The organism is Actinomycetospora succinea (assembly GCF_004363095.1).
Lineage (GTDB): Bacteria > Actinomycetota > Actinomycetes > Mycobacteriales > Pseudonocardiaceae > Actinomycetospora > Actinomycetospora succinea.
In genome coordinates this window covers 170,977-190,093 of sequence record NZ_SNYO01000003.1, presented here as the reverse complement: position 1 = coordinate 190,093, position 19,117 = coordinate 170,977, and the positions used below count along the sequence as shown (strand labels likewise).

Sequence of the window (19,117 nt, the reverse complement as noted above, 5' to 3'; positions counted from 1 at the left end):
CTCTCGATCGCCGGGAAGAGCGGTGGACGGTCTGCGGAGCGGACGGACCGGCGCATGCTGTCATCGCCGGACGGCTACCCAGCACCCCGTGTCGCCACGACTGCTGTTCTCCCGTCGCCCCCCGCTCGGACGCCTCCGGCGCGGCTGGGGTGCCCTGATCATGGCCGGACGGCACCTGCGGACGCTGCCGATCCTCGATCGCGCGCACGAGGACGGCGACGGCACCGACCTCCCCGCCCCCTGGCCCCTGGCCCTCGTCGACGAGCGCACCAAGACGATCGCCGCGGGCCACGGCCCGCTGTTCCACCGCACGTTCACGGTCCGGGCCGTCGACGCCCGGCACGGGGCCGCCGACCTCGTCGGGACCCTCTCCCGCGACCTCGACGCCGGGGCCCCGCCGCACGTCGTGACGTTCGCGCGTGAGCGCGGCGAGCCGGGACGGATGCTCGTCGGCGACGAGTACCGCGTGTACATGCCGGCGCCGTGGGACGGGCCGGTGCGCGTGCTGGCCCGCACCGAGACGTCCTTCCGCCTCGGGACGCTCGACGGCCACCTCGAGGCCGGCGAGATCGAGTTCCGGGCCGCCGACGTCGGGGAGGGGGCCGTCGACTTCACGATCGAGGTGTGGTCCCGTGCGGGGGACCGCGCGGCGGAGCTCCTGTACGGCCGCCTGGGCGTCGGTCGGGAGGTCCAGGCGGGCCTCTGGGTCCAGTTCTGTCTGAGTGCGGTCGAGCTGCTCGAGGGCCGCCGGGAGGGCCACGTGCGGGAGGTCACCCGTCGGGTACCGGCCTCTGAGCTGGACGGCCGATGACCTCAGGCGCGCCGTGGCCTCGTCTCAGCGCCCTCTCAGGAACCGTTCGTAGCTTCCGCCGGTTGTGAGCGGAACACGGCAGCTGAGCTGGGACGTCGTGCGCGTCGTCGCGGTCGCCAGCGTGGTCCTGCAGCACGCCACCTACTCGGTCATCGGGGTCATGCCCTGGATGCCGCGGATGCCGTTCGTGTGGCCCATCCAGGCGGGCGCGAACACGTTGATGGTGGTCTCGGCCTACTTCGTGTGCCGGACGCTCTCGACCCGTCCGCCGGGCCGGTGGTGGGTCGACCGGCTGGCCCGGTTGCTGCCGGCGTACGTCGTCGCGGTGCTCCTGACGTACCTGCTGACGCTCGTCGCCTCGCAGTTCGGCTACTGGCGTCCCAGCGGCGTCGACCTCATCGGCAACCTGCTGCTCGTCCAGGGCTGGGACTCGCGCGTCACGTACATCGACCACTCGTACTGGACGCTGCCCGCCCAGCTGGCGATGTTCACCCTCGCCGCCGTGGCCGCCGCCTACCTGGGCCGCGGGTTCTGGCGCCGGAGCTGGACGCTGCCCGCGCTGGCCTGGGGGATCATCGTCGTCCCGGCCCTGATGATGGAGCTGGGCTACGCGGACGGCGTGCTCAGCCAGGTGTTCCACGGCCTCGTCATGTTCCGCTGGCAGATGTTCGGCATCGGGCTCGCCGTGTGGCTGTGGTCCCGCGGGCGCATCGGCGTCGTGCACCTCGTCGCGCTGGTGCTCGCCGGCCTGGTCGCCGAGGACCTGCACACCCCCGACGTGCCGTCCGTGCTCGTCCTGGCGCTCGCGGTCCTGGGGATCGCGGCCGCCGCGGCGGGCCGGGACTGGAGCGTGCTGCGGATCGGCCGGCTCCCGCGGGCGATCACGTGGCTCGCCGGCATCTCCTACGGCATCTACCTGATGAACCAGCAGATCGGCTACTTCGTGGCCTGGGGCCTGCTGCACCGCTTCGGGGTCGACGGGTGGCCGCGCCTCGTCGCCGTCGTCGCCGTGGCGGTGCTGCTCGGCTGGCTCCTGACGGTGCTGGTGGAGCGGCCCGCGCACCGGTGGCTGGTGCGCAGGCCGAGCCAGAGTCAGAGGCTGAACGAGCCCGCCGCGGACAGGAAGAGGTCGACCTCCTCGGGCGTGCCGGCGCTCACCCGCACGCCGTCGCCGGCGAACGCGCGCACGACGACCTTGTTCTCGAGCGCGTGCTCCGAGAACTCGACGGCCCGCTCGCCCAGGGGCAGCCAGACGAAGTTGGTCTGCGACGGCGGCACCTCGTATCCCATCGAGCGCAGCTCGGCGGTCATCCGCGCGACCTCGGAGACCGCGCCCGCGCAGTCCGCGAGCAGCTCGTCGAGGTGGTCGAGCGCGGCGAGCGCCCCGGCCTGCGCCGGCGTCGACACCCCGAACGGCACCGCGACCCCGCGCAGCGCGGCCGCGAGCTCGGCCGGCCCGACGGCGTAGCCGACGCGCAGCCCGGCGAGCCGGTGGGCCTTGGAGAAGGTCCGCAGCACGCAGATGTTGTCGTACTCCTCGGCGAGCGCGAGCCCGTCGGGGACGGCCGGGTCGGACACGAACTCGCGGTAGGCCTCGTCGAGCACCACCAGGACGTCGTCCGGGACGCGGTCGAGGAAGGCGCGCAGCGCGGTCTCGTCGACGGCGGTGCCGGTCGGGTTGTTGGGGTTGCAGACGAAGACCAGGCGCGTCCGGTCGGTGATCGCGTCCGCCATCGCGTCGAGGTCGTGGACGTGGCCCGCGTCCAGCGGCACCCGCACGGCCCGCGCGTGGCCCGCCAGCGCGACGATCGGGTAGGCCTCGAACGAGCGCCAGGCGAACACGACCTCGTCGCCGGGCGCGCAGACCGCCTGGACCAGCTGCCCGCACAGGGCCACCGACCCGGTGCCGACGGCGATCCGGGCCGGGTCGACGCCGTGGTGCTCGGCCAGGCGCGCTGTGAGCGTCGTCACCGCGATGTCGGGGTAGCGGTTGCCGGCCTCGACGGCGCGGTGGATCGCGGACAGCACCGCCGGCAGGGGCGGCAGCGCCATCTCGTTGCTCGCGAGCTTCACGGCGCCGGGCACGGTGCGACCGGCGACGTAGGTGGGGAGGGCGGCGAGGTCGTCACGCAGGCGCACGGGCACGGTCACCACGGTAAACGCCCGGCGTCGTGCGCCGTCCCGGCCACGGAGATCGCCCGGGCGCCGGGCACGCCCCCCTCCGGACGTGGAAGGCTGAACGCATGACGGGGACCCACACCGAGACCATCCCTCTGGTCGACGAGACCCAACTGCGGGTGACGATCGCCGAGCCGGACGGTGCGGTGCGCGGCGGTGTGGTGGTCCTCCACGAGTCGCGGGGTGTCACGTCCCGCACCCAGGCGATCGCCCAGGCCCTCGCGGGGGAGGGCTGGCTGGCGGTCGCGCCCCACCTGTACCACCGCGACGACCCCGGCATCGACGAGCAGACCGGCGACGAGGAGGCCGTCGACCGCGCCGTTGCCAAGATCTCGGGCGAGTCGGTGCTCGCCGACTCCGACGCCGCGTTCGGGATGCTCGCCGACCGCGGGATCAGCTCCGACCGCATGGGCGTGGTCGGCTTCGACCTCGGCGCCACGGCCGCGCTCGTCGTCGCCGCCCAGCGCTCGCTCGGCGCCGTCGTGACGGTCTCCGCGGCGGGCGTCTCGCAGTCCCTGTCGACGGGGCTGCCGGCGCTGGTCGACGTCGTCGGCGAGCTGACCTGCCCCTGGCTCGGGCTCTACGGCGAGCGCGGGGACCCGGTCGACCCCGCCGACGTCGACCGTCTCCGCGAGGCGGCGCACGCCTCTGGCCGTGTGGTCGACGTGGTCGTCTACCCCTCGCGCGAGCACCGGTTCGACACCGACGAGCGTGCGGCGGACCAGCCGGATCCCCTGGACGAGGGGAACTCCGACGAAGCGACCAAGATGGAGGCGCGCAGCCGGGTGCTCAACTGGTTGGATACACATCTGCGCTGACGCGTGGACGCTGCCGGAGGACACATGACGTCGGGGGTGCGGGCCGATCGCCCCACGACGGCCGCCGTCGAGGGTCGCTTCGCCCGGTTCCGGGGCCGTCGTGTCGCCCGGGTGGTGACGTGGGCGGCGCGCGTGGCGGGCCTGCTCACCGTCCTCTCGCTCCTCACGCCGCTGCTGCGCCGGCGGCTGCAGCCGGCGACCTGGTTCGGTCTGCCGCCCGAGGCCACGCTGGTCGGTGCGGTCGTCGTCGCGACCCTCGGCGTCGGCCTGATGATGCTGGCCACGGGCCTGCGCCGGCGGAAACGGCGGGCGTGGCAGCTCGCGGTCGTGGCCTGCGTGCTGCTGGTCGTCTCGCACATCGTCGGGCGCCACGCCCTGGTGCCGACGATCGTCGTCGCCGTCCTGCTCGCCGGCCTGCTGCTGACCCGCCGCGAGTTCACGGCGCTGCCCGACCCCGTCGGGCGCCTGGCCGCCCTCCGCGTCGTCGTCCAGATGCTGCTCGGGGGCTTCGTCACCGTCTTCCTGCTGCTGCTCGTGCGCCCCTCGCTGCTCGCCGGGGGACCGAGCGTGGAGGACAAGCTCGCGCAGGCGGGCCTCTCGCTCGTCGGCGTCAGCGGCCCCGTGGAGTTCCGGGCCGGGTGGTTCGACGACCTCACCGCCGTGCTCGGCCTGTCGTTCGGCGTCGCCGCGCTCGTGCTCGGCGGCTACTTCCTGCTGCGCTCCTCGGAGCCGCGCCCGGCGCTGACCGCCGAGGAGGGCGACCGGATCCGCGAGCTGCTCACGCGCCACGGCAAGGCCGACTCGCTGGGCTACTTCGCGCTGCGCCGGGACAAGTCGGTGGTGTTCTCGTCGTCGGGCAAGGCGGCGGTGGCGTACCGGGTCGTCGCGGGGGTGGCGCTGGCGTCGGGCGACCCGCTCGGCGATCTCGAGGCCTGGCCCGGCGCGATCACCGAGTTCCTCGCCGTCTGCCGCCGCTACGGCTGGGTGCCCGCGGTGCTGGGCTGCTCGGAGTCCGGTGCGCGCGTGTGGCTGCGCGAGGGCGGGCTGGACGCGCTGGAGCTCGGCGACGAGGCGGTCGTCGACGTCGCCACGTTCTCGCTGCAGGGCCGGTCGATGCGCACCGTCCGCCAGGCCGTGTCCCGCATCCAGCGGGCCGGCTACGCGACCACCGTGCGGCGCGTCCGCGACGTGCCGTCCGAGGAGCTCGCGCAGCTGCGCGAGCTGGTGTCCCGGTGGCGCGGCGGGCCCGCCGAGCGCGGGTTCTCGATGGCGCTGTCCCGGGTCGCGGACGGCGAGTCCGACCCCGCGGGTGTGCTGGTCGTCGCCACCGCGGAGGACGAGGTGCGCGGGCTGCTGCAGTTCGTGCCCTGGGGCGACGACGGGCTCTCGCTCGACCTCATGATCCGCGACCCCGCGGTGCCCGACAACGGGCTGAACGAGCTGCTCATCGCCGACCTCCTCGGCGCCTGCCGCGGCCTCGGCGTCGACCGGGTGTCGCTGAACTTCGCCGTGTTCCGGTCGGCCCTGGAGCGCGGCGAGAAGATCGGCGCCGGGCCCGTGGCGCGGCTCTGGGCGCGCCTGCTGCGCACGGCGTCACGGTGGTGGCAGATCGACTCGCTCTACCGCTTCAACACCCGGTTCGGGCCGGCGTGGGTGCCGCGGTTCCTGGTCTTCGACGCCGTGCGCGACCTGCCCCGTATCGCCGTCGCCGCCTTCGAGGCCGAGGGGTACGGCGGGCGCCCGCCGGCGCTGCTGCGCTTCCTGCGCCGGACCTGAGGCGCAGCGAGGGACGCCTTCGCTGCGTCGGGAGCAGCGCGGGCGTCCCTCGCTCCGGGGTGTCAGGGCCGCACGAGCACCTTGAGCGCTTCGCGGTCGTTCATCGCCCGGTAACCGTCGGGGGTCTCGGCGAGCGGGATCTCGCGGTCGAAGACCTTGCCCGGCTCGACCTGCCCGTCGAGGACGTCGGGCAGCAGCTCGTACATGTTCGCCTGGGTCGGGGCGATGCCGCCGGCCACGGTCACGTTCTTCATGAACTTCTGCGCCAGGTTCGGCAGCTCGCCGCTCTGCGGCACGCCGACGATGCCGACGTGCCCGCCGGGCTTGGTGAGGTTGATCGCCGAGGTCAGCGACTGCTCGTAGCCGACGGCCTCGATCGCCGAGTGCACGCCGTCGGTGCCGAGGAGGTCGCGGACCTTCTGCTCGCCCTCCTCGCCCCGCTCGGAGACGACGTCGGTGGCGCCGAACTCGCGGCCGAGGTCGGTGCGGTCCTTGTGTCGGCCCATGAGCACGATCCGCTCGGCGCCGAGGCGCTTCGACGCCAGCACGCCGAGCAGGCCGACGGCGCCGTCCCCGATCACCACGACGTCCTTGCCGGGCCCGACCTGCGCCGACACCGCGGCGTGGTGGCCGGTGCCGAAGACGTCGGAGAGGGTCAGCAGGCTCGGCATCAGCGCCGAGTCGTGGGGCACGGTGAGCTTCATCAGCGACGCGTCGGCGAACGGGACGCGCGCCGCCTCGCCCTGGCCGCCGTCGGTCTCGGCGCCCCAGGCGCTGCCGTTCGGGCAGGCGCTGGTGAGGCCGGCGCGGCAGTACTCGCAGGTGCCGTCGGCGTAGAAGAACGGCGCGACGACCAGGTCGCCCTTCCGGATGCGGCTCACGTCCGAGCCGATCTCCTCGACCACGCCGATGAACTCGTGGCCGATGCGGTCGCCCTGCTCGGTCTGCTCGCGGCTCTTGTACGGCCACAGGTCGCTGCCGCAGATGCACGAGTGCGTGATCCGCACGATCGCGTCGGTGGAGCTCTGCAGGGTCGGGTCCGGGACGTCCTCGACGCGGATGTCGCCGGCTCCGTAGATCAGGGTCGCCTTCACGGCGGGTGTCCTCCTCGTGGCGGGTTCGGTCGTGGGCTACCCGCCGCCGGGGGTCGCATGCGGGACCGTGCACACGTCACGCCGGGCCGGGGGGTGGCGACCAACCCGCTCGACGGCGGTGTGTACTGTTTCCCGTCGGAGGCCCTAGGGGGACCTCGGGAGGCTTCGCCTAGTCTGGTCTATGGCGCCGCACTGCTAATGCGGTTGGGAGTTCGGCTCCCTCCCGGGTTCAAATCCCGGAGCCTCCGCAGCCGCGGTCCGGACCGGGTCGGGGCACCACAACCACATACCTGCGCCCGTAGCTCAACGGATAGAGCATCTGACTACGGATCAGAAGGTTAGGGGTTCGAATCCCTTCGGGCGCGCGCCGGTCGAGGCAGCTCAGAGGGGTCGCAGCAACGCTGCGGCCCCTTTGTCTTGCGCGAGCCAGGCCGTCGATACGGTTGCGATACCGGTAAGTCCTGTATCAGTATCGGACGATGACACGTCCGGCAGCATGGATCGACATCACCGCCACCGACGCCGCGCGGTCGCGGGCGTTCTACGGCGAGCTCCTCGGCTGGCCCATCCACGTCGTCGAGGAGATCGACTACGGCCTCGTCGAGCCCGGCCCGGAGCGGTTGCCCGGCGGCGTCGGGCGGGCCGGGAACGGCAACCGGCACCCCGTCGGCATGGTCACCTACTTCACCGTCGACGACGTCGCGACGGCCCTCGCGCGGGCCCTCGAGCTCGGCGCGACGACGGCGGTCGAGCCGTGGGAGGTCCCCGGGATGGGCACGATGGCCGTCGTGCTCGACCCCGACGGCACCCGCGTCGGCCTGTGGACGCCGGCGTGAGCGGCCCGGACCTCTTCGCCGGGCTCTTCGCCAGTGACTACGCGGCCTCGCGGCCCTGGTACGAGCGGCTGCTGGGTCGCGAGCCGTCGTTCCTGGCGTCGGACACGGAAGCGGTGTGGGAGCTCGGGGAGCACCGCTGGCTCTACCTCAAGCAGCACCCGGAGCACGCCGGGCACGGCGAGGTGACGATCTTCCCCGAGGACCTCGACGCCGCCGTCGCGGGCGCGGCGGACCGGGGCGTCGTGCCGGACCGGCACGAGGACTACCCGGGCGGCGTGCGCAAGGTCGTGTTCCGCGACCCCGACGGCAACGAGATCGGGCTCGGCGGCGGGGGCTGACGGCGCAGGATCAGCCCGCGCGGCGCACCGGGACGATGCGGGCGCGGCGGAGGCGCACGGCGGCGTTCTCGGCGAGCAGGGAGTTGCGGCGCCGCACGATCGCGGTGGCCAGTTCCTGCGTGGCCTGGACGATCTCCTCGGGGTCGTCGTCGGTCGGCAGCGCGCGGGCGGTGGTGCGCTCGACGATCTCGCCGATGGTGACGACGGCGCGGGCGAGCTCGTCGAGGGCGTCGCTGGACCAGTCGAAGCGGTCCGGTCCCGACGGGTGGGCGCCGCTGTGCTCCAGCATCTCGGCGAGCGCTTCGGACGCCTGCCGCGCGAGCCTCGCCGCCGCCTCGTCTCTGTGCACTGCCGCCTCATCGTCGATCGGAATCCTGATGAGAGTGTCCGCTGGGACGCCGCTCCAATCCAGGGCGTGGCGCGACCGTCAGAGGATGGGGAGGACCCGGCCGGCGGGGGGACACCGACCGGGTCCGGTGCCGATCACGGGGGGCATGACCGGCGGCGATCATCCTTGCATGTGCATGTACAGCTGCAAAGAGTGGGCCCGGACGATCCGCTCGTCTGAGCGCGGCGTGCCACCATGAGCGCGACCCGGCCGACGAGACGAGGGGAGGGCCCACGTGCGGATACGGCTCGCCGACGGACCCTGTCGGGGCGACCACGACCTGGGCATCGCCGACGGCGCCAGCCTCCCCGAGGAGTACCTGGTGCTCGTCGAGGCGGGGCCGCGCCAGAAGGTCGGCGACATCTTCGGGGGGTCCATCCCCGGCGTGAACGTCTTCGCGGTGCACCGGCTCGCGCGGCGCGACACCGACGGCACCCCGGTCTACGCCTTCGCCGGGCGCCGGGAGTCGCGGGGGTACTAGACGCACAGCGACCCCGGGGACTTCGAGGTTCCCCGGGGTCGCTTCGGTGCGGTGACGTCGTCAGTCGGACTTGAAGGCGTCCTTGATCTTCTCGCCCGCCTGCTTGACGTCGCCCTTGGTCTGGTCGGCCTTGCCCTCGTGACGCAGCTCCTCGTCGCCCTGGAGCGTGCCGGCGGTCTCCTTGACCTTGCCCTTGAGCTTGTCGGCCTGGTTGTCGATCTTGTCGTCAGCACCCATGCCCGGCGTCTACCCGATCGGGCGCCCGTCTCAACCGTCGACCGGGACGAGCAGCACCCACACCGGCCCGGGCGCGAACGACACCGGCAGGCGGTCCGGTCCGAGGACGGCGGTCGGGTCGGTCGGCAGCGGGCGTGACCAGCGCGCGGGGTACGCCCGGCCGTCGCGCAGGACCTCGGCCTCGCCCCCGCCGGTCGTCACCGCGTAGGGCGAGACGGCGCCGGCGGCGTCGCGGATCGCCGACGGGCGGGTCGTCACCCGCTGGATCAGCACGGTGGCCGCGCCGATCGGCTCGCCGCCGGTCGCCGGGACCGCCGGGTCGCCCCCGCCGGGCTCGACGAGCCAGCGCCCGCGCACCGCGTCCCAGGTCAGCCCCAGCTCGGCCGTCCCGAAGGTGACGTCGCGATGGCGGACGACCTCGCCGCCCGCCGGGGTCGCGCCGAACCGGAACCCGATGTCGCGGGGCGGGGTGGCACCGCCGGCGGCGGCGAGCAGCGCCGACGGGTCCGCGTACAGGTTCACCGGCGCGCGCCGGGCGCCGTCGCGGCGGAACGCGTCGCCGGCGGTCTGCGGGGTCAGCGGCACGAGCGAGGCGCCGGCGAGCGTGCCCGCGAGCTCGGGCGCCGACCCGGAGAACGCGAGCCCGGGGCGTCCGTAGGCGCCGAGCACGGTCACGTCGGACTCGCGGGCGCTGCGCACCGGCCCCACCGACGCCGGCAGGCGCGACGAGAAGACGGCGAGCAGCCGGGTCGTGCCGCCCTCGACGGGCTCGACGTAGACGACGTCCGCGTCCTCGACGCCGGTCCAGGGACGCCCGGCGGGGGAGTTGTCGACCTTGACCGCCAGCACGGGGGCGTCGGCGGGCGCGGAGGTGCCGGTCAGCGGCGAGGCGCGGGTACCGGATCCGGCGCACCCGGTGAGCAGCGCGGCGGCGGCGAGGAGCACGAGCAGGCCTCGCGGCACCGGTCACCTCCACGCTCTCGTCCGTCCCGTCCCCGGCGGCGCCCTATCCTTACCGTGTGACGTCCGCGAGCCCGGAGCCCGGTGATCCCGCGGCGCTGCGTGTCTCGGACGTGGAGCGCGAGCAGGTCCAGCAGTTCCTCGCGCGCGCGATGGTCGCCGGGCAGATCACCGCCGGCGAGTACAGCGACCGCGCCGCGGCGGCCCTGGCCGCGCGGTTCCGGCGCGACCTCGAGGGATTGCTCGACGACCTGCCCGGGGCGGAGCTGCACGCCTCCCGGTCGGTGGACGTCCTCGACCTGCAGGCCGGCGTCGGCGGCGCGATCAGCCGCCGGGGCTACTGGCGCGTCCCGCCGCTCGTGCGCGTCCACAGCTGGATCGGCGGGGTGACGCTCGACTTCAGCAGCGCGGAGTTCACGACGCCCGTGGTCGCCGTGGAGCTCGCGACGGGGATGTGCTCGCCGCTGCTGGTGCTGCCCGAGCACGCCACCGCGGACGTCGACGACCTGCGGATCTCGGCCGGGAAGGTCCGCGACGACATCCGGCACCGGCGCGAGCGCGGCGTCCCGCACCTCGTGGTGCGCGGGAAGCACAGCCTGGGTGACGTGGTCCTGCGTCACCCCCGCAAACCGCGGTGGCGCCCGGGGCGCAGGAAAACCACCGTGACGCGTGAGGGTGACGGCGCGCCGGGTCGACGCAACGGGGACTGATCGGCGACCCCGGTACGGTCACGACAGGCAGGGGTCGAGGGAACGTCGACGGGAGGAGGCGGACAGGTGGGGCTGGCACAGCTGGGCCCGGGGCTGCCCGTCGTCGTGGTGCTGGTCGCGGGCGTCCTGACGGCGCTCGCGATGGCCCCGCTGCACCGCCGTGCCGCGCACCAGCGGCGCTCGGCGATGCTCGTCGACCGCGTGGTCACCGACCGTGTCGCCCGCCTGACCGGCGCCGAGCGCCGCCGCGCCCGCCGTCACCTCCACCGTGCCGCCGACCTGCCCGTGCCCCGCGCGGTGGGGCTGACGCTGCTGACCGCCGCCGTGACCGGCGCGGTCGGCGCGCTCGCCGTCTCGCTGGTGGCCGACGAGCTCGGTGCGGGCCGGCGCCTCGCGATCCGCGGTCTCATCGCGCGGATGGAGGACCTCGGGCTGCCGGCCCCGACGGCCTCCGGCCCCACGATCACCGTCGGCGGCGTCGTCGTGCTCGCGGTGCTGAGCTTCGCGGTCGCCGGGCTCTACGTCGGCGGCCTCGACGTCGAGCGCCGCCGGGCGATGCCGGTGACGCGCCCGTGGCCCACGAGCCGGGGCAAGGCGACGGCGATGCTCGGCCTGGTGCTCGCGCTCCTGCTCGTGCTCGCGGGCGGGACGCTCGCGGTGCCGGGGGTGGGGCTGGGCGCGGCCCTGTTCCTGCTCGCCCACCAGCTGGTCACGCGCACCCAGCGTCCGCGGGCGTGCCGTGAGGCGCCGGTGGTGCCCGAGGCGCTGCGGGCCGCGCGCCTGCCCGCGGTCAAGGAGCGCCGCCTGCTGCGCGCCCGCCGCGACAAGGAGAAGCAGCTCGAACCGGCGCCGCCCGCCGCCCCGGCCTCCGTCCCCGCCGCGCCGGCCCCGCGCCGCGGGCTGTCGATGCCGTCGCGGTCCGCGCCGCCCCCGCCGCCCGCCGTCGGACCCTCGACGCGCCTGGTCGACATGGCGGCGCCCGAGCAGCCGCTGACCCCGCACGACCCGCGCTCGGTCGGCGAGTACACGCTGACCGGCCGCCTCGGCTCCGGCGGCATGGGCACCGTCTACCTGGGCCACCGCGCCGGCACCCACGGGGTCGTCGCCATCAAGGTCCTCGCGCCGCACCTGCTCGACGACGTCGACGCCCGCACCCGCTTCCTGCGCGAGGGCCAGACGCTGCAGAAGGTCACCGGCGACTACACGGCGCGCGTCCACGGCGTCGGCTTCGACGGCTCGATGCCCTACATCGTCATGGAGCGCCTCGACGGGCCGTCGCTGCACGCCTTCGTCGCGGCGTCGGGCGCGGTGACCGACGGCGAGATGCTCACCCGCACCGCCATCGCGCTGGCCCGGGCGCTCGCGGCGCTGCACGCCGACGGGATCACCCACCGCGACCTCAAGCCGGGCAACGTCCTGCTGACCTCGGCGGGCCCCAAGGTCGTCGACTTCGGCATCGCCCGCGTCGTCGGGCAGACCCACCACACGCCGGCCGGGAACATGGTCGGCACGCCCGGGTACATGGCGCCCGAGCAGGTCACCGGCAACGGCGCCGGCCCGGCCACCGACGTCTGGGCCTGGGCGTGCTGCGTTGTCTTCGCGGCCCGCGGCGACCACCTCTTCGACGGAGACAACATCCTCGACATCGCCCGCCGGATCCTCGACGGACCCGGCCCCGAGGCCTTCGCGGCCGTGCACCGGCTCTCGCCCCGGCTCGTGCCCGTCCTGCGCCGCGCGACGGCCCAGGAGGTCGGCGACCGGCCCCGTGACGGCGCGGCCCTGCTGCGCCTGCTCGACCGCAGCGGCGCCACCGCGGTGGCCGGCCCGTCCGGGTGGGACCGCCTGGTCGGCGGGGGTGTCCGGTGATCGAGCGCGGCGAACCGTCGCGTCACCGGCGCGCTGCTACGGTGCGATCTCTCCGCCCGGCGAGCCGTCCGGGCCGCCCCGGCAACGGGACGTCGAGCCCTCGTGAGGACGGTGACTGGTCGGTGGCGTCGTGGGACGACCTCGTGCTGTGGGTGCGGGTGCGCTACGAGGTGATGGCGCAGGACCAGCACAGCCTGACGTTCCGGCTGCCGACGTCGGACGACCGCACCCAGCTGGTGTACGTGCACCACAAGGGCGTCGTCGACGGGCACGACTGGCTGCAGATCGAGTCGCCGATCGGCCGCCTCGACGAGATCGACACGCGCCGGCTGCTCGAGCTGGCGGAGGACGCCGTGGTCGGCGGGGCGGTCGCCGTGGGCGGTGTCGCGGTGTTCCGTCACGCCACCCCGCTCGAGGACCTCTCGTTCGCCGAGTTCGACGCCCCGTTCCGGCTGGTCACCCGCATCGCCGACCAGCTCGAGCACGCCCTCACCGGCACCGACCGCTACTAGGCTCCCGGGCGTGGACGTCGTCGAGTTCCGCCCCGAGCCGTCGCAGTACGCCTACACGTTCGGCGGGGTCGCCCCGATCCGCGAGGTCGAGCCCGGGAGCGTGCTGCGCCTGTGGTGCGACGACGCCTTCGGCGGCACCCTCCGGTCGACCTCCGACCTGGCGAGCGCCCACCTGCGGATGGGCTTCCTCAACCCGCAGACCGGCCCGTTCGCGGTCAGGGGCGCCGAGCCGGGCGACACGCTCGTGCTGCACCTCGTCGACCTCACCCCGGCCCGCGACTGGGGCGCCTCGACGCTGGTGCCGTTCTTCGGCGGCCTCACCGGCACCGACCGCACGGCGCTGCTGAACGACCCGCTCGCCGAGCGCACCTGGATCTACGAGGTCGACCGCGCCCGGAGCACCGTCACCTTCACCGCGGCCCGGTCCGACCTCTCGATCGACCTGCCGCTCGCCCCGATGCTCGGCACGGTCGGGGTCGCGCCGGCGTACGGCGAGGTGCGCTCGTCGCTCACGCCGGACGCCTTCGGCGGCAACATGGACACCCCGGAGATGCGGGCCGGCGCCACCTGCTACCTGCCCGTCAACACGCCCGGCGCGATCTTCTCGGTGGGCGACGGGCACTACCGCCAGGGCGAGGGCGAGTCCTGCGGCACCGCCGTCGAGGGCGCCATGGACGTCACGCTGATCGTCGACCTGGTCAAGGCCTCGCAGGCGCCGGCGCCGCTGTGGCCGCGGCTGGAGAACGACGACGAGATCGTCGTGGTCGGCTCGTCACGCCCGCTCGAGGACGCCTGGCGGATCAGCCAGGTCGAGATGATCACGTGGCTCACCGGCCTGCTCGGCCTCGACCGCCTCGACGCCTACCAGCTGCTCACGCAGGTGTCGCTGGCGCCGCTGGCCAACGTCGTCGACACGAACTACAGCGCGGTGACGAAGGTGTCCAAGACGCTGGTGCCCGGCCTGCGGCCCCTCGACGGGCTGCACGCGGACCTGCGCGAGCGCGCACGGTCCCTGACCTGAGGGAGCTCGCGATGGATCTCCAGCTGACCGGCCGCACCGCGCTCGTCACCGGCGGCAGCCGGGGCATCGGGCGGGCGATCGTCGAGGGCCTCGCGGCCGAGGGCGCCACGGTCGCCTTCTGCGCGCGGTCCGCCGACGCCGTCCGCAGCACCGAGGAGGAGCTGCGCAACGCCGGGCACGACGTGCACGGCACCCCGGTGGACGTCGCCGACGGGGACGCGCTGGCCACCTGGGTGCGGGCGAGCGCGTCGGCGCACGGCGGCATCGACGCGGTGGTCGCGAACGTCTCGGCGCTCGCGATCCCGTCGTCCGAGGAGAACTGGGCGGCGAGCTTCACCACCGACATGCTCGGCACCGTGCGCCTCGTCGAGGCGGCGCTGCCGTCGCTCGAGGCCAGCGACGCCGGCGCGATCGTGACGATCTCGAGCGTGTCCGGCCGGGAGATCGACTTCGCGGCCGGCCCGTACGGGACGTTCAAGGGCGCGATCATCCACTACACCCAGGGGCTGGCGTACCAGCTCGCCGGACGGGTGCGCGCCAACTCCGTGTCCCCGGGCAACACCTACTTCCCGGGCGGGGTCTGGGAGTCGATCGAGGAGAACAACCCCGAGCTGTTCTCGCACGCGCTCGGGCTCAACCCCACCGGGCGCATGGCGGGTCCCGAGGAGATCGCCCGCGCGGTGGTGTTCCTGGCGAGCCCGGCGGCGACGTTCATCAGCGGCACGAACCTCGTCGTCGACGGGGCGCTGACGCGCGGGGTGCAGCTCTAGCGCGACGCGGGCGCCGGGGCCAGCAGCGCGACCAGCGAGCGGACGCCGTCCGCGGTGACGTGCGCGAGCCGGGCGACGGCGCGGGCGCAGGTGCGCAGGAAGCCCGGGTCCTCGGGCGCGCGCACGGCGAGGGCGGTGGAGGGGGCCGTCACGGCCTGCTCGGGCAGCCGCTCGAGGGCGGGCGCGACGCGCGGGAACGGGATCGTCGGGCTCCACGGATCCCCGCCGGCACGGATGTCCGCCCGGCCGCCGTCGCGGGGCGCGGGGACCCAGGGGTCCTGATGGGCGTCCATGCCTCGTGTGTCCTCTCGCCGGGCATCCTCGCCCCGGTCATCGGTCGCGGCGGCGCCGTTGTTAGCGCCCACGCCGGCGGCCTCGTTCGCGCTGGGTGACCGCGGTCGCCACTGAGCGCATCGGCCCGAGACCAGTGGGACCGACGTCACGACGGAGTGACACCGGACCACCACTCACCGCATCGATCGGTCCGGTCGTGGACGGTCCCCCGTTCGCACCGCGACCCGCGCAGTCCTGACGCGTTGCCTGCGTGCGGGTTCGAGGACCGGACGTCGGGCCCGACGATCGCCGTCGACGCACCGGCGCGGTCGTGACCACAGGCAGTGACTGCGAGCGACACGGGGAGGTGGTTGCTCGGTGGCGGGCACGCATGCTCGTACGTCGGGTCGGCGCCGCGCTGTCGACGTCGATCCCCCCGACGACGGCGACCGGGGCTCGGGGCGGCACGCCGACAGCGACTACGGCGACGTCAGCGCGCGGATCACCTCGACGCCCGCGCCCGCGTCCCCGCCGGTCGGCTTCCCCTCGGCCTTCTCCACCGGGTCCTTCCGCTCCACGACCAGCACGAACGGCGGTGGCTCGGCGTCGGCTGGCCACTCGGGCACGAGCAGCGCGACGGGCACCGCCACCGCCGCGCGCCCCGAGACCCGCCGCAACGACCGCCCGGACATGAAGCCCGGCGGCGCCGAGCCCGCCCGCCCGGCGGCACCCAGCGCGCCGCCCGCCGCGAGCCAGGCCCGACCGGGCACGCGACCGACGCCGCCGCCGGCGCGGCCGAACGGCGCCCCGCAGGGCCCGGCCGTTCCGAACGGCGCCCCGCAGGCCCCGGCGGCTCCGCAGGGCCCGAACGGCTCGGCCCCGAACGGCTCGCCCGCCCCCCGTGGCGTCCCGAACCGCTCGACGCCCAACGGCTCGACCCCCAACGGCTCGGCTCCGAACGGCTCCGCCTCGACCGCCCTCGCCGCCCCGCCCGCCGTGCCGCCGCCGCCCCCGGCCGCGCCCGCGGGCTCCCCGCCGCCCGGCGCGCCGGGCCGCCCCTCCGGACCCCGGCCGCCCGCCGGTCCGGCCGCGCGCCCCACGCCGCCGCCGGCGAACCCCGCGGCGCGCCCCCAGAACCCCCAGGCCAACCCCCAGCCCGGACCCGGTGCGCGCCCCACGCCGCCGCCCGGAGCCCCGGCCGGCCGACCGACGCCGCCGCCCGCGGGTCCCGCGGGTCCCGGCGCTCCGCGCGGAGCAGCGCCCGCCCCGCCCGGACCGCGCGGCGCCGCGCCCGCGGGTGCTCCCGGCCGTCCCGCCACGCCACCGCCCGGTCGCCCGCCGGCCGGTCCGCCCGCGACCGCGACCACGAACGCGCCCGCCGGCCCGGCCACCGCGACGACCTCCACGACCAGCGACGCCGACAGCCCGGCCCGGCGCCGTCCGACCGGCACCTCCGTGATGCCCGCCGTCGACGCGCCGTCGCCCCGGGGCCACAGCTCCGGTCCGCTGCCCCGGGAGCCGAGGGACCGCGACCGCGACGACGAGCCTGCGGAGCCCGCCGACCTCGACGAGATCGAGGACTTCGCCGAGGCCGTCGAGCAGGACCGCGAGGACGAGGAGCAGGACGCGGGCGCCACGCGCGCCACCCGGACCGCCGCCACGCGGGCGGCAACCCGCCGGGGCTCCACCGGAGCCCGCCGTGCCACGACCCGCTCGCGCACCACCGCGCACCGCTCGCCGGGCCGCAAGGAGAACGGCAAGGCCAGCCGGAACAGCGACACCCCGACCGTCCCCCGCGGCCGCCTCGCCGCCGCGATCGCGACCGTCCTGAGCGTCGTCGCCGCCCGCGTCGTCGGCCTGCCCGGCGGTGAGCGGGTCGTGGCGTTCGGTCGCCAGGTCCGCTCGCGGGTCGTGCTCTACCTCGACGGCCCGGCGCCCGAGCTGCTCACGGCCACGGCGCTGCGCTGGCGCCGCCTGCGCCGCACCGCCTACGCGGCGCTCGGCGCGATGATCGCCACGCCGGTCCTGGCGATGCTGCTCGGCTGGGTGTTCGTGCCCGTGCCGAACGCCGACGACGCGGTGGAGAGCCAGCTCAACACGGTGTCGTTCTCCGACGGCACGGTGCTCGCGCGCATCGCGCCGGGCGAGCAGGGCAACCGGCAGAAGGTCGGCCTCGAGCAGGTGCCGCCGCCCGTGCGGTTCGCGGTGCTGTCCGCGGAGGACCGCTCCTTCTACTCCAACAGCGGCTTCGACGTCGTCGGCTTCGGCCGCGCCGTGTGGAAGAACCTGACCGGCGGCACCGGCGGCGGGTCGACGATCACGCAGCAGTACGTCAAGAACGCGATGGTGGGCGACGAGTACTCGCTGATGCGCAAGTACAAGGAGCTCATCATCTCCTTGAAGATCTCGCAGGAGCGCTCGAAGGACGAGATCCTCGCCGACTACCTGAACAGCATCTACTTCGGCCGTGGCGCCTACGGCATCCAGGCGGCGAGCCAGGCGTACTTCGGCCGGCCCGTCGAGACGCTGACACCGGCCGAGGGTGCGCTGCTCGCGGGCGTCATCCAGGCCCCGTCGAAGTGGGACCCGGCGCAGAACCCCGACGACGCGAACCGTCGCTGGAACTACGTCATGGACGGGATGGTCGCCCAGGGCTGGCTGCCCGCGCCGGAGCGCGCGGCCGCGCAGTTCCCGGCGACCGTGCCCCCGCGCCGCGTCACCGGCGGCGTCCCCGACGACGACCGCGGCCACATCTACAGCGCCGTCCGCGACGAGCTGCGCAGCCTGGGGATCGACCAGGACGCGCTGGTCACGCAGGGTCTGCAGATCCAGACGACGATCCAGCCGGTGGCCCAGCGCGAGGCCGTCGACGCCGTGCGCCGCAACATGCGCGACCAGCCGCAGAACCTGCGGACCTCGGCGGTGTCGATCGACCCGCGCACCGGCGGCATCCTCGCCTACTACGGCGGCGACAACGGCGCGGGACTCGACTACGCGCGCGTCGAGAAGCAGGCCGGGTCGACGTTCAAGCCGTTCGTCCTGCTGGCCGCTCTGCAGCAGGACCCGCCGATCGGCATCTCCACCGAGTTCGACGGACGGGCCGTCCCCGGGCGCACCGTCCGCAACGTCGACGGCGCCGACTGCACCAACTGCAGCCTCAAGCGCGCCATGACGCTGTCGAACAACGTCGTGTTCACCGCGCTCGGCAACCGGGTCGGACCGCAGGCCGTGGCCGCCGCCGCCCGCCAGGCCGGCGTCACGCAGCCGATGAACGACCCGAACAGCGGCATCTCGCTCGGCAACCAGGAGACCACCGCCGTCGACCTGGCCTCGGCCTACGCGACCTTCTCGAACGAGGGCATGTACCACCGCCCCCACCTGGTCGCGCGCGTGACGACGGCCAGCGGCGAGGTCCTCTACGACGACGCCACGGCCCAGGGCGAGCAGCGCATCGACCCGCGGGTGGCGCGCAACGTCACCGAGGCGATGCGGGACGTCCCCGAGTACGACGGGGTGTCGCTGCAGGGCGGGCGCCAGTCGGCCGCCAAGACCGGCACGGTCCAGTCGCACGTCGAGAGCCAGAACAACGACGCCTGGTTCGCCGGCTACACGCCGTCCGCGTCGACGGTCGTGTGGGTGGGCACCGACGACAACAGCCCGATCAAGACCTCCGACGGGCGCCCGGTCTACGGCCACGGGCTGCCCAGCGAGATCTGGAAGAGCTTCATGGACGACGCCCTCGAGGACACGCCGAAGCAGACGTTCGGCGCGTTCACGCCCGTCGCCGGCACCGACCCGGGTGACACCGCCCGGTCCACCGAGTCCTCGTCGCCCACGCCGTCGAGCACGTCGGCGCCCCGGTCGTCGACGGCGCCCACGACGACGGCACCGCCGGCCGACGCGCCCGGCCAGGCCGGCGAGGACGCCCCGGCGGGCGGGGCCGAGCAGCCCGGCGACCCGGCCGCGGCGGCCGGGGCACCCGAGAACGGCGAGGGCGGTGCCGGCGGCGACGCCCCCGCCGCGGGCGCGGACCCGCCGGAGAACTAGG

General features: G+C 74.9%; 19 protein-coding genes, 2 tRNA genes and 1 pseudogene. 15 read left to right on the top strand and 7 right to left on the bottom strand.

Translation table 11 applies throughout. The annotated features are described in order from the left end of the window. Nucleotides 1–160: 160 nt before the first annotated feature. Both EV188_RS12190 and EV188_RS32560 read left to right on the top strand, forming a co-directional pair. Nucleotides 161–811 (top strand): DUF1990 family protein, encoded by a 651-nt coding sequence (locus tag EV188_RS12190; protein WP_133826546.1) that lies wholly within the window; start codon nt 161–163, stop codon nt 809–811. 64 nt (nt 812–875) lie between these two features. Further along, nucleotides 876–1,838: pseudogene (locus EV188_RS32560) on the top strand (acyltransferase family protein); the annotation flags it as partial. Nucleotides 1,839–1,903: 65 nt separating this feature from the next. On the opposite strand, the gene hisC reads toward EV188_RS32560, so the two are convergent. Continuing rightward, complete coding sequence (hisC, locus tag EV188_RS12180) at nt 1,904–2,956, bottom strand: histidinol-phosphate transaminase (protein ID WP_133826544.1); 1,053 nt, start codon at nt 2,954–2,956, stop codon at nt 1,904–1,906. A 98-nt stretch (nt 2,957–3,054) separates the two neighbouring features. Here hisC and EV188_RS12175 point away from each other — a divergent pair, with 98 nt between their 5' ends. Both EV188_RS12175 and EV188_RS12170 read left to right on the top strand, forming a co-directional pair. Then, on the top strand, nt 3,055–3,807 hold the full coding sequence (locus EV188_RS12175) for a dienelactone hydrolase family protein (protein ID WP_133826543.1): 753 nt from the start codon (nt 3,055–3,057) through the stop codon (nt 3,805–3,807). Nucleotides 3,808–3,831: 24 nt separating this feature from the next. After that, nucleotides 3,832–5,583, top strand: a complete 1,752-nt coding sequence (locus EV188_RS12170; RefSeq protein WP_133826542.1) for a phosphatidylglycerol lysyltransferase domain-containing protein — start codon at nt 3,832–3,834, stop codon at nt 5,581–5,583. Nucleotides 5,584–5,645: 62 nt separating this feature from the next. Here the strand turns inward: EV188_RS12170 and EV188_RS12165 are convergent, their stop codons facing one another. After that, complete coding sequence (locus EV188_RS12165) at nt 5,646–6,677, bottom strand: zinc-dependent alcohol dehydrogenase family protein (protein ID WP_133826541.1); 1,032 nt, start codon at nt 6,675–6,677, stop codon at nt 5,646–5,648. Nucleotides 6,678–6,835: 158 nt separating this feature from the next. Between EV188_RS12165 and EV188_RS12160 the strand changes: the two genes are divergently transcribed. From EV188_RS12160 to EV188_RS12145, 4 genes are all read left to right on the top strand, one after another. Further along, nucleotides 6,836–6,925: transfer RNA gene (locus tag EV188_RS12160), tRNA-Ser, on the top strand. 44 nt (nt 6,926–6,969) lie between these two features. Next, a tRNA-Arg gene (locus EV188_RS12155) sits at nt 6,970–7,042 on the top strand. 114 nt (nt 7,043–7,156) lie between these two features. Then, the gene (locus tag EV188_RS12150; RefSeq protein ID WP_133826540.1) at nt 7,157–7,513 is read left to right on the top strand and encodes a VOC family protein; all 357 of its coding nucleotides are present in this window, start codon (nt 7,157–7,159) and stop codon (nt 7,511–7,513) included. Beyond that, nucleotides 7,510–7,851, top strand: coding sequence for a VOC family protein (locus tag EV188_RS12145; protein ID WP_133826539.1), 342 nt, complete (start codon nt 7,510–7,512; stop codon nt 7,849–7,851). Before EV188_RS12150 ends, EV188_RS12145 begins: the two co-directional genes overlap by 4 nt. Before the next feature lie 10 nt (nt 7,852–7,861). Here EV188_RS12145 and EV188_RS12140 read toward each other — a convergent pair whose 3' ends face one another. Continuing rightward, a complete protein-coding gene (locus EV188_RS12140) occupies nt 7,862–8,200 on the bottom strand; it encodes a hypothetical protein (protein ID WP_133826538.1) in 339 nt (112 codons plus the stop codon). A gap of 274 nt (nt 8,201–8,474) precedes the next feature. Between EV188_RS12140 and EV188_RS12135 the strand changes: the two genes are divergently transcribed. Next, nucleotides 8,475–8,720: a hypothetical protein gene (locus EV188_RS12135; RefSeq protein WP_133826537.1), complete on the top strand. Its 246-nt coding sequence runs from the start codon at nt 8,475–8,477 to the stop codon at nt 8,718–8,720. Nucleotides 8,721–8,780: 60 nt separating this feature from the next. On the opposite strand, the gene EV188_RS12130 is transcribed toward EV188_RS12135, so the two are convergent. Then, on the bottom strand, nt 8,781–8,957 hold the full coding sequence (locus tag EV188_RS12130) for a CsbD family protein (RefSeq protein ID WP_133826536.1): 177 nt from the start codon (nt 8,955–8,957) through the stop codon (nt 8,781–8,783). 30 nt (nt 8,958–8,987) lie between these two features. Next, nucleotides 8,988–9,920, bottom strand: coding sequence for a DUF3048 domain-containing protein (locus tag EV188_RS12125; RefSeq protein WP_133826535.1), 933 nt, complete (start codon nt 9,918–9,920; stop codon nt 8,988–8,990). Nucleotides 9,921–9,976: 56 nt separating this feature from the next. Between EV188_RS12125 and EV188_RS12120 the strand changes: the two genes are divergently transcribed. The 5 genes from EV188_RS12120 (at nt 9,977) to EV188_RS12100 (ending at nt 14,796) form a co-directional block, all read left to right on the top strand. Beyond that, nucleotides 9,977–10,627, top strand: a complete 651-nt coding sequence (locus tag EV188_RS12120) for a DUF1707 SHOCT-like domain-containing protein (RefSeq protein ID WP_133826534.1) — start codon at nt 9,977–9,979, stop codon at nt 10,625–10,627. Nucleotides 10,628–10,693: 66 nt separating this feature from the next. Then, nucleotides 10,694–12,493, top strand: a complete 1,800-nt coding sequence (locus tag EV188_RS12115) for a serine/threonine-protein kinase (RefSeq protein ID WP_133826533.1) — start codon at nt 10,694–10,696, stop codon at nt 12,491–12,493. Between the two features lie 122 nt (nt 12,494–12,615). After that, nucleotides 12,616–13,005, top strand: coding sequence for a hypothetical protein (locus tag EV188_RS12110; protein ID WP_133826532.1), 390 nt, complete (start codon nt 12,616–12,618; stop codon nt 13,003–13,005). A 10-nt stretch (nt 13,006–13,015) separates the two neighbouring features. Continuing rightward, a complete protein-coding gene (locus EV188_RS12105; RefSeq protein ID WP_133826531.1) occupies nt 13,016–14,026 on the top strand; it encodes an acetamidase/formamidase family protein in 1,011 nt (336 codons plus the stop codon). Between the two features lie 11 nt (nt 14,027–14,037). Further along, nucleotides 14,038–14,796, top strand: a complete 759-nt coding sequence (locus EV188_RS12100; RefSeq protein WP_133826530.1) for an SDR family NAD(P)-dependent oxidoreductase — start codon at nt 14,038–14,040, stop codon at nt 14,794–14,796. Here the strand turns inward: EV188_RS12100 and EV188_RS12095 are convergent. Further along, nucleotides 14,793–15,089: a hypothetical protein gene (locus EV188_RS12095; RefSeq protein ID WP_133826529.1), complete on the bottom strand. Its 297-nt coding sequence runs from the start codon at nt 15,087–15,089 to the stop codon at nt 14,793–14,795. The two genes, EV188_RS12100 and EV188_RS12095, sit on opposite strands and share 4 nt — an antisense overlap. Nucleotides 15,090–15,548: 459 nt before the next feature. Then, entirely contained in the window at nt 15,549–16,520 is a 972-nt protein-coding gene (locus tag EV188_RS12090; protein WP_133826528.1) for a hypothetical protein, read from the bottom strand. A 7-nt stretch (nt 16,521–16,527) separates the two neighbouring features. Between EV188_RS12090 and EV188_RS12085 the strand changes: the two genes are divergently transcribed. After that, nucleotides 16,528–19,116, top strand: coding sequence for a transglycosylase domain-containing protein (locus EV188_RS12085; RefSeq protein ID WP_133826527.1), 2,589 nt, complete (start codon nt 16,528–16,530; stop codon nt 19,114–19,116). The last annotated feature ends 1 nt before the right edge of the window (nt 19,117 follow it).